The sequence below is a fragment of the Tessaracoccus luoxuelianae genome (genome assembly GCF_054483915.1).
The window spans coordinates 543,274-555,897 of the sequence record NZ_CM137013.1 but is presented as its reverse complement, the minus strand read 5'-3'; the positions used below and the strand labels follow the sequence as shown (position 1 = coordinate 555,897).

The window sequence follows — 12,624 nt, the reverse complement described above, 5'->3', positions numbered from 1 at the left end:
CTCGGGTCAGAGGCTCGGTGATCCGGCCCCGCCGCGACCCCGACCGTGCCCCAGGTGGTAGACGCCCGCCGCCACGAGAACCAGCGCTGACAGGCCCAGATACATCGCCCCCAGCCCCCATTCGGCGATGACCGGGCCCAGGGCCAGCGGCCCCAGGCCCACGCCGAGGTCCATCATGATGAACAGCGTCGACGTGGCCAGCCCCACCCGGTGCAACGGCGCGACCGACACCGCGATCACGTGCGCCGAGGACTGCAGCGTGCCCATGCCCAACCCGAGCAGCCCGCCGGCCACCAGCAACGCGACTCCCGACGACGCAAGCGCCAGGACCACCAGCCCCGCCGACATGGACACAAGGGCCGGGTAGACGATCACGTTGTCCCCCCGCGCGTCGTGCAGCCGCCCCACGAACAGCCGCGAGACTGCGATCACGCCGGAGTAGACCAGGAAGAACCCGCTCAGGGCGGCCGTCAGGTCCAAGGCGGCGGCGTGGGTGGACACGTAGGTGAGGACGCCGGTGAAGGCGATCCCCAGCAGCAGCATCATCGTCGCGATCGGCAGCACCGAGCGTTCCAGGAACCCGCTCACGGGGCTGTGCGGGCGGTCGCCCACGGGTCCGGCCTCGCCGCCGTCGCGCCCGGGGCCGGGGAACCTGAGGCCGAACGCCAGCAGAAAGGCCCCCGTCGACAGCACTGCACCGAACCCGAACAGCCACTCGATGGCGCCCAACTGCAGCACCGCCAGGGCGATCGCCGGCCCGACGGCGGTGGCCACCGTCCCGCTGAGCGTGAAGTAGCCCATGCCCTCCGAGCGGCGCGCCGGCGGCAGCACCGTCATGATCGACGCCGCGATCGCCGTGTGCGAGGCCCCCAGACCCGCGCCGTGCAGCATCCGCACGGCGAGCAGGAGCCCGAGGTTGTCGGCCGGCACGTACAGGAACGAGGCGACGCTGAACACCCCAAGGCCGAGGAGCAGCATCCGGCGCCGCCCCACCACGTCGAGGAACCGGCCGGCGAACGGCCGCACCACCAGCGCCCCGACGATGAAGATGCTCGCCGCCAACCCCGCGACACTGTCTGACGCCGAGAACCGCTCCCCCGCGTAGGTGGCCATGGTCACCATCAGCATGAAGAAGACCAGCGACACCAGGAAGTTGACCACCGTCGCCAGGACGAAGGTACGGGTCCAGATCCTCACGCGCGCTCGGCGAACTTTCCCTCCTCGCGGATGCGGTCGTTGAGCAGCGCGAGGTACTCGTCGGCGTCGAAGGCCAGCGGCACCTCTTCGCCCTTCCAGCTCGACAGGTGGATGGCGTTGGCCAGGCGGACGCCGTGCATGCCGTCGGCGCCGGGCGCGACGAGCGGGGTGCCGTCGACGATGTTGAGGGCGAAGTTCTCAAGGACGTCGGCGTGCTGGCTGCCGAAGGCCGACTCGAACTCCAGCGTCTCCTGGGTGTAGAGGGTGTTAAGGTCCACCTTCCCGGTGAACAGGCGCATCACGTCGTCCATGTCCATGCCGCCGCTGAGCTCCTGCTCGGGCTTGCGCAGCCTGGTGATGATGGCGCGCTTGCTGTCCTCGACGACGATCTTGCCGGCGTCGCCGAGGATCTCGAGCCGGTCGGTGCCGGCGATGTCGTAGGTGCAGGTGACGAACGAACCCGTGACACCGTCGCCGTAGTCCACCATCGCGTTGACCTCGTTCTCGACGGCGATGTCGCGGTTGACGCCGTAGCCCAGCTTGGAGAAGACGGTCCGCGGCACGCCGCAGATCCACTGCCACAGGTCGAGCTGGTGGGGGGCCTGGTTGACGAGCACGCCACCGCCCTCGCCGCCCCAGGTGGCGCGCCAGGCGCTGGAGTCGTAGTAGCCCTGCGGCCGCCACCAGGTGGTGATGGTCCAGGTGGAGCGGCGGATGGCGCCGATCTCGCCGCCTTCGACGATCTCCTTGAGCTTGCGGTACAGCGGGTTCATCCGCTGGTTGAACATGATCGCGAACGTCAGCTCGGGCTTGGAGGCGGCGAAGTCGACGAGCTCCTGGGCCTGCTTGGTGTAGACGCCGGCAGGCTTGTCCACCAGCACGTGGAGGCCGGCCTTCAGCCCGGCGATCCCCATCTCCGGGTGCAGATAATGGGGGGTGGTGGTGACGATCGCGTCAACGTCGCCGCTGGCCAGCAGCGCGTCGAGGTCGTCGTGGACCGGCACGCCGGGGTACGTGGACCGGGCGAGGTCACGCTTGGCGGGGTCGGTGTCGCAGATGGCGCCGATGGTCATGTGCGGCACGCGCCCGTCGTTGATGAGCGACGCGTAGAGCCCGCCCTGCTGTCCCAGCCCGATGATCCCGAGCCTCACCTGCTTCGTCATGTGCGTCTCCTTGAGCGTGTTGATCGTCCGCGCCCGCCTTCGTCGGTGGGCTGTCCGGGGGATACCCGGGATACGAGTAGAACAGTGGAACGGCACGGATCGCGCTGTGTTGCATCAAGTTGCCTCGTAAGCCGAGGGGCCGCGGCAACTTCTGGCAATCCATTGGCCACGAGGGGCTCAGTGCGTAGCGTCATCATCAGCGCCCACCCGAACCCCGGGTCCGTCCAAGCGGGACGGCGCTACGACGGTGCAGTGGTGCACCCCAACCTCACGATCGGAGCTCACCCATGTGGACCCTGTCCGGTTTCGCCGACGAGATCGACGACGACCTCGAGACCCAGTGCTTGCTCTTTGATCAGTTGGGCATCCGGTTCATCGAGTTCCGCAGCGCCTGGGGCGTCAACGTTCTCGACCTCGATGACGAGCAGGTGGCCCGCGCCCACGACATCCTGGTCAGCCACGGCATCCAGGCCTCGTCCATCGGCTCTCCCATCGGCAAGGTCAATATCACCGACGACTTCGACGCCCACCTGGCACGGATGGACCGGGCTGTGTGGGTGGCTCAGCAGCTCGGGGCGCCGTTCATCCGCGTGTTCTCCTTCTTCCTCACCGCCGACCAGCGCCCCGAGGACCACCGCGACGAGGTGGTCCGTCGGATGACCGCGCTGGCTCAGCGCGCCGAGGCCGGCGGCGTCGTGATGCTGCACGAGAACGAGAAGGGCATCTTCGGCGACATCCCCGAGCGCGTCCTGGACCTCGTCACCTCCGTCAACTCCCCGGCGCTTCGGCTGGCGTGGGACGCGGCCAACTACGTGCAGGTGGGCGTGGTCCCCTTCCCAGAGGCCTACGAGCAGCTGCGCCCCTACACCGACTACATCCAGATCAAGGACGCCAAGCTCGGCACCGGCGAGGTCGTCGTGGCCGGCGCCGGGGACGGGCGGGTGCCCGACACCATCCGGGCGCTCGCGGCAGACGGCTTCGACGGATTCTTCTCGATGGAACCGCACCTATCCTCCGCGCACCACCTCGGCGGATTCTCCGGTCCGGACAACTTCACCCGCGCCACCCAAGCGTTCACGGCCCTCCTCGACGCACAGCAGATCAGCTACCGATGAGCGCCCTCCGGTTCGCCGTCGTGGGCTGCGGCGCCATCGCCCCCACCCACGTCCGGGCGCTGCAGCAGCTCGCGGGACGCGTGGAGCTGGTGGCGTGCAGCGACATCCTTCCGGAGCGCGCGGAGGCCCTCGCGGCCGAGTTCGGGCTGACCGCGATGAGCTACGACGACATCCTCAGCGATCCGACGATCGACGCCGTGTCGGTCTGCGTCCCCAGCGGACGCCACGCCGAGGTGGGCGTCCCAGCGCTGCTCGCCGGCAAGCACGTCATCATCGAGAAGCCCATGGAGGTCACCCTCGAGGCCTGCGACCGGCTGATCCAGGCCCAACGAACCTCGGGCCGCGCCCTCGCCGTCGTCTCCCAGCACCGCTTCGACCCCGCGGCGCAGCTGGTGCACGAGGCGATCAGCGACGGCCGGCTCGGCCGCCTCGTGCTGGCCGAGTGCCGCGTCCCGTGGCTCCGCACCCAGGAGTACTACGACTCCGGCGAATGGCGCGGCACGTGGGAGCTCGACGGCGGCGGCGCCCTGATCAACCAGGGCATCCACACCGTCGACCTGCTGCGCTGGATGTGCGGCCCAGTCGAGACCGTCTATGCGCAGGCGCGCACCGCCACCCACGACCGGATCGAGGTGGAGGACGTGGTCTGCTCGACGGTGTCCTTCGCCGACGGCGCCATCGCCACCGTCATGGCCACCACCAGCGCCTTCCCCGGCTTCCCTGCCTCGCTGTCCCTCCACGGCACCGACGGCGGCGCCGTGATCCACGGCGACCGCCTCGCCTCCCTCTCCCTGACCGACGGCACCGTCCTCGGAGGGGAGGGCACCACGGCGCACGCACAGCAGGTGGCCGCGGGCGGGACACGCGCCGCGACACTCGCCGTCGCCGAGGCACCGGCCGACGTCGCCGTCGACCCTGCCGACGTCTGGGGCGAGGCGCACCGCCTGCAGCTCCTGGACTTCGTGGACGCCATCGCCGAGGGCCGCGCCCCGTTGGTCGACGGCGTCGGCGGCAGGCAGACCCTCGAGCTCGTCCTCGCCATCTACGCATCAGCCCGCACCGGCGACGTTGTCCGGCTTCCCCTCACCTCCTGAAAGGAACACCCATGGCCAGAATCGGTGTGCAAGCCAGCACCATCAAGACCTCCTTCGCCGAGAACGGCACCTTCGAGACGCTTCGCCGGATGGCCGAGATCGGCTACCGCGACATCGAGATGTCCCAGGTGGCGATGACGCCCGAGAACGTCGCGGAGATGAAGCGCGCACAGGACGAGCTCGGCGTGTCGGTGGTGGCGCTGTCTGCCGGCCTCACCCCGCCTCCCGGCGGCGGAGACTCGCTCAGCACCACCTACGACAAGATCGTCGACGACTGCCGCACGCTGGACACCGGCCTGCTGCGCATCGGCATGCTGCCGATCGACGCCATGGGTCAGCGCGACAGCATCGTGGACTTCGCCAAGCAGACCGAGGAGTACGCCAAGCGCCTGGCCGACGACGGCATCGCCCTGTACTACCACAACCACCACGTCGAGTTCGCCCGCCTCGACGGTCGCTACATGCTCGACGTGATCGCTGACCTGGCGCCCACCGTCGGGCTGGAGGTGGACGTCCACTGGGTCCAGCGTGGCGGCCTCAATCCGGTCTCGGTGCTGGCCAAATACGCGGGCCGCGTGCGGCTGGTCCACCTCAAGGACTACCGGATCGGCCTGCTCCCGGACTCCGCCCGCGACGCGATCGCCGCCGGAGACTTCGCAGGCTTCATGGCGGGGTTCTACGGCGTGGTGCAGTTCGCCGAGGTGGGCGAGGGAAACCTTGAGTGGGAGCCCATCATCGAGCAGGCCTTGGCCAGCGGCGCCGAGCACCTCCTCGTCGAGCAGGACGACACCTACGGCCGCGACCCCTTCGAGGCGCTCGCGATCTCGCGGGCCAACCTCGTCGAGCTCGGCTACGGCAACCTCCTCTGACCCTCACCCCGGACGCCCGACCGCCCCGCCCAAGCCAACCGGAGACCCTCGTGACCAGCATCGCCCCAGTGACCGACATCGCCCCGACGACAGGCGCGGGGCTCGGCCTACCAGGGAGCGTGCGCTTCGAGGAGGGTCGCGGCGGGCTGCGGCGGGTGGTCGTCACCACCCCGGCGGCCTCCGCGGTCATCTACCTGCAGGGCGCCCACGTGACCTCCTGGGTCCCCGCCGGCCATGAGGACGCCCTGTGGGTCAGCGGCCGCAGCGCGTTCGCGCCGGGCGCCCCGATCCGGGGCGGGGTGCCGGTCTGCTACCCCTGGTTCGGCCCCCACCCGTCCGACGGCGCGGCCCCGCTCCACGGGTTCGCCCGCACCGCCGTCTGGGAGCTGGAATCGGCTGACGAGGCCGACGGCGTGGCCACCCTCACCTTCGCCCTCGACACGGCGGGCATCCCGGGCGTCCTCGCCCACGAGCCCGCCCATCTCCGCTACAGCGTCAGCGTGGGCGCCGAGCTCCGGCTCGCGTTTCAGGTGACGAACGACGGGCCCGCTCCGATCGTCGTCGAGGAGGCGTTCCACACCTACCTGGCCGTCGGCGACGTCCGCCTGGCGTCCCTTGGCGGCCTCGAGTCGGTCCCGTCGCTGGACCGGCTCACGGGGGAGATGCTCCCCGCGCCGGTCGGAGCCCTGACGATCGACGGCGAGACCGACCGCCTCCTCGCCCAGCCAGGCGTCATCCGGGTCGACGACCCCGCCGGCCGCCGTGCCATCACGGTTCGGGCGGCCGATTCCGCCAACGCCGTCGTCTGGAACCCCGGCCCCACCAAGGCCGCCGCCATGCCCGACTTCGGCGACGACGAGTGGACCTCGATGCTCTGCGTCGAGACCTGCAACGTGGGCGAAGGCCGCATCGCGGTCGCCCCCGGCACGACCCACACGATGTCCGCCACGCTCACGGTGGACGCGCTGGGCTGAGGGACATCGCCGCTGACTCTGAGAGTTGATGAGGCGCCTCCCGCGGGCTGATGGGAAAGATCTCTCTCCTTGACCACGGGGGCCGCCCGGCCCCGGTCGCTGCGGAGCGAGGAGCGCAGCGACGAGCCCACCCCGCGGGCTGAGGCGCGAGGAGCGCAGCGACGACCCCACCCCGCGGGCTGAGGAGCGAGGAGCGCAGCGACGACCCCACCCCCGCGGGCTGAGGCGCGAGGAGCGCAGCGACGACCCCACCCCCGCGGGCTGAGGAGCGAGGAGCGCAGCGACGAGCCTCGAAGCCTAAGAAAAGTGACCTTGACAACTCACGTTTCCCAGGCTTCGAGGCCGCTCCGCGGCACCTCAGCCAGCAGGGGTCGGCCACCGCTCGCCGTCTGGCGACAACCGTCTCTCCCCGGCATGCGATGACAACAACCCTGGCCGCCCGATCATCAGATCGGGCGGCCAGGGTCGAGACGGCTCAGCTCAGCCGGTGACAGCGCCGAGGGCCTCAGTTGGCGAAGTTCAGGCGACGTCCATTCCCTAAATCCCCTCCAGGCCGGGCTGGCCGGCTGCGCGTGCGGTGAGCCAGTGGAGGTTGTAGGCACGACACGCCGTCGCGACGCACCCTCGACGACCCATGCGGGCACCGACGCGGGGTCCGACGGCGTTTCGTGCACCCCAACCCGCACCCCCACAACGGCACGACACGCCGTCGCGACGCACCCTCGACGACCCATGCGGGCACCGACGCGGGCACCTTGCTATGCAGAGAGCGGCTTCTGTGCATATACACAGAAGCCGCCCCATGGATAGCATCCTGCAGGCCATGCGGCCCGAGTCAGGTCAGGCCGCCGCCGTCTCACGCGCGTGGCGCCGGCGCTCCTCACGGCGGATCGCCTGGCGGTCCGGGTCGGGAACCGGCGACGCGAGCAGCAGCTTCTGTGTGTAGGGGTGCTCGGGGCGGCCCGTGACCTGCTCCGCCTCCCCCTGCTCAACCAGCTCGCCCTTGTACATCACCGCGACCCGGTGGCTCACATGCCGCACCACATCAAGGTCGTGCGAGACGAACAGGTACGACACCCCCGTGAGCTGCTGGATCTCCAGCAGCAGATCCAGCACCCGCGCCTGCGTCGAGAGGTCCAGGGCGCTGACCGGCTCGTCGCACACGATGAGCTTCGGCCGCAGCGCCAACGCGCGAGCAATGGCGATCCGCTGGCGCTGACCGCCCGAGAACTCGCGCGGCAGCCTGCCCATCGCGTCCAGCGGCATGTGCACCCGGTCCAGGAGTTCCTGCACACGCTTGCGGGCGTCCGGACCGGTGACGCCCTGGATGCCCAGCGGCTCCGAGAGGATGTCGCCCACGGTCAGCGACGGGTTGAGAGAGCTGTACGGGTCCTGGAAGACCACCTGCAGGTCCTGGCTCAGCTTGCGCCGGTCGGACCGGGTGGCGTGGCTGATGTCCTGGCCCTGGAAGACGATCTGACCTTCGGTGACGGGCGCCAGGCCCAGCACTGCCCGGCCCAGCGTCGTCTTGCCGGAGCCGGATTCACCCACCAGGCCGAGGGTCTCGGCGGCCCCGATCCGGATCGAGACGCCTTGAAGGGCGCGGAACGGCTTGGCGAGCCAGCCCTTGCCGGGATATTCCACCACCAGGTCGTCGACGGTGAGCAGGTCTTGAGCAGGAGCGTTCATCGGGCCACCTCCACGGGGGCGTCAGGGGTTGTCGGGACGGTGGAGCCGAGCAGTTGGGTCATCGGCGGCTTGCCCTCGAGCATCGAGGACAGCAGCATCTGGGTGTAGGGATCCTGAGGCGTGTGCAGGATCTGCCGCACCGGGCCGCCTTCGACGAGCCGGCCGTTCTGCATGACGAGCACGCGATCGCAGATGTCGGCCACCACACCGAAGTTGTGGGTGACCATGATGATCCCCAGCCCCAGCTTGCGCTGCAGCTCGCGGAGGACGTCGAGGACCTCGGCCTGCACGGTGACGTCCAGCGCGGTGGTCGGCTCGTCGGCGATGATCAGGTCCGGCTCGCAGGAGATCGCGCCGGCGATCAGGACGCGCTGCGCCATGCCGCCGGAGACCTCGTGCGGGTAGGCGTTGTAGGTCCGCTGCGGGTCCGGGATGCCGACGCTGGCGAGCAGTTCCAGGGCCCGCTGCCTGGCCTCCGCCTTGGTGACGCCCAGCACCCTGACCATCGGGGTGGAGAGCTGGGACCCGATGGTGAAGGCGGGGTCCAGGTTGCTCATCGGCTCCTGCGGGATGTAGGAGATCCGCTTGCCGCGCAGGGCGCGCATCTTGGACTGCCGCACGTGGTCGTCTCCCGGCGCGACGGTGTAGGTGCCGTCGAAGAGGATGGAGCCGCCGGTGATCATGGCATTGTCGGGCAGGAGTCCGAGGATCGAGAAGGCGGTCTGGGACTTGCCGGACCCGGACTCGCCCACGATGCCGACCACCTCGTTGCGGTCCACATGGAAGGACACGCCGTCGACGACGGTCTTGGTGGAGCCGTCGGGTTGGGGGTAGCCGACGCCGAGGTTGGTGACGGTCAGCAGGTGGTGTGCGGACTCCGCGATCCCGGCGGCGTGCGCCTCTGCCACGTGGGCGTCGGGCAGCGGCTTGACGCGGACGGCCTTGGTCTTCTCCAGGTCCTCGAGGGAGTCGCGGACGGCGTTACCCAGCAGCACGAAGGCGGCGATGGTCAGCGCGATCGCCAGCGTGGGCCAAAGGAGATTGAGGGGCTGCCGGTAGATGTTGCGGAACCCGTCGCTGACCATGACGCCCCAGGTGGGGACGGTGGGGTCACCGAGCCCCAGGAACTCCAGGGCGGACTGGATGGAGATCGCCACGCCGGCCACCATGGCCGTCTGGATGATGATCGGGGCCCTGACCACGGAGAAGATGTGCCGGGAGATGATGCGCGCGTCGGACAGTCCGGAGACGCGGGCCGCGTCCACGTACAGCTCGTTGCGCACGGACTGGACTGCCGTGCGCGTCAGGCGGTAATAGCCGGGGCTGAGGAGGAGGCCGAAGACGATCATGGAGATCCACACCGACGGGCCGAGGGCGGCCCGGACTGCGAGCAGAACGATCATGCCGGGAAGCGCGAGCAGGATGTTGGTGGACCAGCTCGCGATGCCGTCGAACTTGCCGCCGTAGTAGCCGGCGATCAGACCGGACGGAAGGCCGACGGCGATGGCGACGCTGGCTGCCAGCGCCGCGGAGAGCAGCGTGACACGCGCGCCGAAGATCAGGCGCGAGGCGATGTCGCGGCCGGCGCTGTCGGTGCCGAGCGGGTAGTCCCCGCCCGGGCCGAGCAGCACGTTGCCGAGGCTTGCGAAGTTGGGGTCATGCGGGGCCAGGAGCGGTGCGAACACCGCGACCATCGTGATCAGCACGAGGAAGATGATGGCCGCCAGACCCATCGGGTTCTTGAGGAGGCGGCGCAGCGCCGAGGCACGCACGACGGCGCCGACCTGGCCCACGGCAACGGGGGGTGTGAGCTCGCTCATGAGACACGTACCTTCGGGTTGAGCCAACCGTTGAGGATGTCCACAAGGAGGTTGACGAGGATGACGATCACGACGGTGTAGATGACCACGCCCATGACCAGCGGCAGGTCGCTCATGGTGGTGGCCGTGACGGCGAGGCGGCCGAGGCCGGGGATGGCGAAGATGGATTCGATGATCACGACGCCGCCGAGCAGGCCGATGAACTGGAGGCTGAGGACTGTCAGCCCAGCGGGGGCAGCCGAGCGGAGTACGTGCTTGAAGAGGATCTCCCGCTCGGTGATTCCGCGGCTGCGCAGGGTGCGGACATAGTCCATTTCGAGCTGCTTGATGAAGGCGCTTCGGATCTGCTGCGCCGCGCTGGCGACGCCGTTGATGACGAGGGCGATGACGGGAAGCGTCAGTGAGGCGATCCACACGGCCGGGCTGACGCCGGGAGCGATCTGCGAGATGGCGGGCAGCCATCCCAGTTCGATGGCGAAGATCCACACCAGGAGGACGCCGATGATGAAGCCGGGGACGGCATTGCCGACGACCGCACCGAGCTGGACCAGGCGGTCGGCCCAGCCGCGCCGCGTGGCGGCGAGCATCCCGAGCCCGGTGGCGACGAGCGCGATGAGGACAATGGAGACGCCGATCATCGCCAACGTGACGGGGAGGCGGCTGCCGATGGCTTGAAAGACCGGTTCGTTGGTGAACCATGACTTTCCGAACTGGCCGGTGACGGCGTCGCCGAGCCAGGCGAGGAGGCGGGTGATCAGGGGTTGATCGAGGCCCAGCTCGGCCTCCTTGGCAGCAATGGCCTCTTCAGTAGCCTGGTCGCCGAGGATGTTTCGGGCGATGTTGCCGGACGACGCGTACAGCATCGTGAACGTGAGGACGGACACGACGAGCAGGACGGCGACCCCGGAAGCGATGCGCCGCAGGATCATAGAAAGCATGGGTCAGCTCCGTTGCAGACAGGGGTGGGGGGTGCCCGGTGGGGTGGGCGTGGGGGGCGGCGGGTTGCCGCCCCCCACGTCAGCGGCTCAGGAAGCCGGTGAGTAGTTGTAGATGGACGGGACGGCCATCTGCGACTGCGGCACGGCGGTCACCTTGTCCGAGTTGAGGAAGTACAGCTGCGACGGGCGGAACCAGGGGGCGAACCAGGCCTCCTCCGTCACGAACTTGTTGATGGCCTGCGCGGCGTCGACGGCCTCGTCGCCCCCGACCCGGAGCTCCTCGACAGCGGCCTCGATCACCGGGTCGGTCGAGTCGAAGGGGTTGTAGAGGGCATCGGTGGAGAGCATCTGGCTGTAGGCCACCCAGGACGGGCCCTGGAAGAGGCTGAACCAGGAGCCGGGGAATTTCCCCTGGCCGAGGAGGCCCTGGAAGTCGGCTCCCGGAACCGAGGTCTGCGTGACGGTGATGCCGATGTCGGCCAGCTGCTGCGTGACGAACGTCATGATGGTCTCGCCGCCGGGGGTGAAGACGGGCAGCTCGATGGTGAGGCCGTCGGCGTAGCCGGCGTCCGCGAGGAGCTCGCGGGCCTTGTCGGGATCGTAGGTGTAGTAGCCCTCGAGCTCCGGCAGGAAGGCCGTGCTGTCCGGGCCGAACACCTGGCTCGTGGTCTCACCGAAGCCGCCGCCGATCTCCTGGAGGAGGGCGTCACGGTCGAAGGCGTAGTTGATCGCCTGGCGCACGCGGACATCCGCCATCGCCGGGCTCAGCGCACCGTCGCGGTCGAACAGCAGGAGTCCCATCCAGTCGGTGCCGTACTCCAGGAGCTCGAACCCGCCGCCCTGGGCCTGCTGGTAGGTGGTGGCGTCCAGCAGGGTGGCGTCCACCTCTCCGGAGACGAGTCCGTTGACGCGGGAGGTCACGTCGGCGAGCAGCTTGAGGGTGATCTGGTTCCACTTCTGCAGGTCGGGGTTCCAGTAGTCCTCCCGCGCCTTGAACACGTACTGCGAGCCGACGACGGCCTGCGCGGCATCCATGACGTAGGGGCCGGTTCCGACGGGGGTGCGGTCGATCTCGTCGGTGCCGAGCGCCTCGGGGCTGCCCATCAGGCCGAGGGCCTGGCTCAGGTAATACTCCAGCGCGGGGTCGGGCTGGGACAGCGTGATCTCCACGGTGTCCTCGTCGACGGCGGAGGCGGAGGCCACTGCCGCCGCCTGGCCCGCCTGAGGGCCGTTCTCAGTCTTGAAGTGGTCGAGGTTGGCCACGACGGCCTCGGCATCGAAGGCGGCACCGTCGGAGAAGGTGACGTCCGTGCGGAGGTCGAGGCTGAACACGAGGTTGGTCTCGTCGGTGTATCCCCACTCGGTGGCGAGCATCGGCTCGTAGGAGCCGTCGGGGGCGCGGAGGATCAGGGAGTCGTAGGCGGCCTGGAAGGGCTGGAGGCGGTGGCCCACGTGTGCCTGCGCCGGATCCCAGGAGGCCGGCTCCTGCACGATGCCGAGCGTGAGGAGTTCGCCGCGGGTCGAGGCCGCGGTGCCGGAGGTCCCTGGGGTCGAGTTGGGCTCCTCAGCGGCGGGCGATGAGCAGCCCGCGAGGGCCAGGGCGGCGACGGTGGCGAGCGCCGTCGCGGAAAGAATGCGTGACTTCACTGTCGGTTCCTTCGAAAAGGGGACCCGGTTGGCGAGAGCCTCTCCGGGACCAGATGTCGGACGTCCGCTCTGCTGTCAGGACTCGGGGGCGAGCCCGTCAGTGCGGTGTGATAAGTAC

10 protein-coding genes are annotated in these 12,624 nt (G+C 69.5%); 4 read left to right on the top strand and 6 right to left on the bottom strand.

All coding sequences use genetic code 11. The annotated features are described in order from the left end of the window. Positions 1–6: 6 nt before the first annotated feature. Together ACX1D1_RS02270 and ACX1D1_RS02265 are read right to left on the bottom strand one after the other, a co-directional pair. Entirely contained in the window at positions 7–1,197 is a 1,191-nt protein-coding gene (locus ACX1D1_RS02270) for an MFS transporter (protein ID WP_459055749.1), read from the bottom strand. Next, positions 1,194–2,360: a Gfo/Idh/MocA family protein gene (locus tag ACX1D1_RS02265; protein ID WP_459055748.1), complete on the bottom strand. Its 1,167-nt coding sequence runs from the start codon at positions 2,358–2,360 to the stop codon at positions 1,194–1,196. Before ACX1D1_RS02265 ends, ACX1D1_RS02270 begins: the two co-directional genes overlap by 4 nt. Before the next feature lie 287 nt (positions 2,361–2,647). Between ACX1D1_RS02265 and ACX1D1_RS02260 the strand changes: the two genes are divergently transcribed. The 4 genes from ACX1D1_RS02260 (at position 2,648) to ACX1D1_RS02245 (ending at position 6,412) form a co-directional block, all read left to right on the top strand. After that, complete coding sequence (locus ACX1D1_RS02260) at positions 2,648–3,475, top strand: sugar phosphate isomerase/epimerase family protein (RefSeq protein ID WP_459055747.1); 828 nt, start codon at positions 2,648–2,650, stop codon at positions 3,473–3,475. Further along, positions 3,472–4,569: a Gfo/Idh/MocA family protein gene (locus ACX1D1_RS02255; RefSeq protein WP_459055746.1), complete on the top strand. Its 1,098-nt coding sequence runs from the start codon at positions 3,472–3,474 to the stop codon at positions 4,567–4,569. Before ACX1D1_RS02260 ends, ACX1D1_RS02255 begins: the two co-directional genes overlap by 4 nt. An 11-nt stretch (positions 4,570–4,580) precedes the next feature. Beyond that, entirely contained in the window at positions 4,581–5,438 is an 858-nt protein-coding gene (locus tag ACX1D1_RS02250) for a sugar phosphate isomerase/epimerase family protein (protein WP_459055745.1), read from the top strand. A 68-nt stretch (positions 5,439–5,506) separates the two neighbouring features. Next, positions 5,507–6,412, top strand: coding sequence for a D-hexose-6-phosphate mutarotase (locus tag ACX1D1_RS02245; protein WP_459055744.1), 906 nt, complete (start codon positions 5,507–5,509; stop codon positions 6,410–6,412). 840 nt (positions 6,413–7,252) lie between these two features. On the opposite strand, the gene ACX1D1_RS02240 is transcribed toward ACX1D1_RS02245, so the two are convergent. The 4 genes from ACX1D1_RS02240 to ACX1D1_RS02225 all read right to left on the bottom strand — a co-directional run bounded on the left by ACX1D1_RS02240 (position 7,253) and on the right by ACX1D1_RS02225 (position 12,506). Continuing rightward, on the bottom strand, positions 7,253–8,101 hold the full coding sequence (locus ACX1D1_RS02240; RefSeq protein WP_459055743.1) for an ATP-binding cassette domain-containing protein: 849 nt from the start codon (positions 8,099–8,101) through the stop codon (positions 7,253–7,255). After that, complete coding sequence (locus tag ACX1D1_RS02235) at positions 8,098–9,921, bottom strand: dipeptide/oligopeptide/nickel ABC transporter permease/ATP-binding protein (protein WP_459055742.1); 1,824 nt, start codon at positions 9,919–9,921, stop codon at positions 8,098–8,100. The genes ACX1D1_RS02240 and ACX1D1_RS02235 overlap by 4 nt, the downstream gene beginning before the upstream one ends. Then, positions 9,918–10,859 carry an ABC transporter permease gene (locus ACX1D1_RS02230; RefSeq protein ID WP_459055741.1) on the bottom strand — a complete coding sequence of 314 codons (942 nt, stop codon included), beginning with the start codon at positions 10,857–10,859 and terminating at the stop codon, positions 9,918–9,920. Before ACX1D1_RS02230 ends, ACX1D1_RS02235 begins: the two co-directional genes overlap by 4 nt. Before the next feature lie 87 nt (positions 10,860–10,946). Continuing rightward, entirely contained in the window at positions 10,947–12,506 is a 1,560-nt protein-coding gene (locus ACX1D1_RS02225; protein ID WP_459055740.1) for an ABC transporter substrate-binding protein, read from the bottom strand. Positions 12,507–12,624 lie beyond the last annotated feature (118 nt).

What these genes read in the sequence shown, in the direction of transcription:
- ACX1D1_RS02240 (WP_459055743.1), bottom strand. Translation starts at nt 8,101, where the DNA reads ATGAACGCTCCTGCTCAAGACCTGCTCACCGTCGACGACCTGGTGGTG.
- ACX1D1_RS02250 (WP_459055745.1), top strand. Translation starts at nt 4,581, where the DNA reads ATGGCCAGAATCGGTGTGCAAGCCAGCACCATCAAGACCTCCTTCGCC.
- ACX1D1_RS02230 (WP_459055741.1), bottom strand. Translation starts at nt 10,859, where the DNA reads ATGCTTTCTATGATCCTGCGGCGCATCGCTTCCGGGGTCGCCGTCCTG.
- ACX1D1_RS02265 (WP_459055748.1), bottom strand. Translation starts at nt 2,360, where the DNA reads ATGACGAAGCAGGTGAGGCTCGGGATCATCGGGCTGGGACAGCAGGGC.
- ACX1D1_RS02255 (WP_459055746.1), top strand. Translation starts at nt 3,472, where the DNA reads ATGAGCGCCCTCCGGTTCGCCGTCGTGGGCTGCGGCGCCATCGCCCCC.
- ACX1D1_RS02235 (WP_459055742.1), bottom strand. Translation starts at nt 9,921, where the DNA reads ATGAGCGAGCTCACACCCCCCGTTGCCGTGGGCCAGGTCGGCGCCGTC.
- ACX1D1_RS02260 (WP_459055747.1), top strand. Translation starts at nt 2,648, where the DNA reads ATGTGGACCCTGTCCGGTTTCGCCGACGAGATCGACGACGACCTCGAG.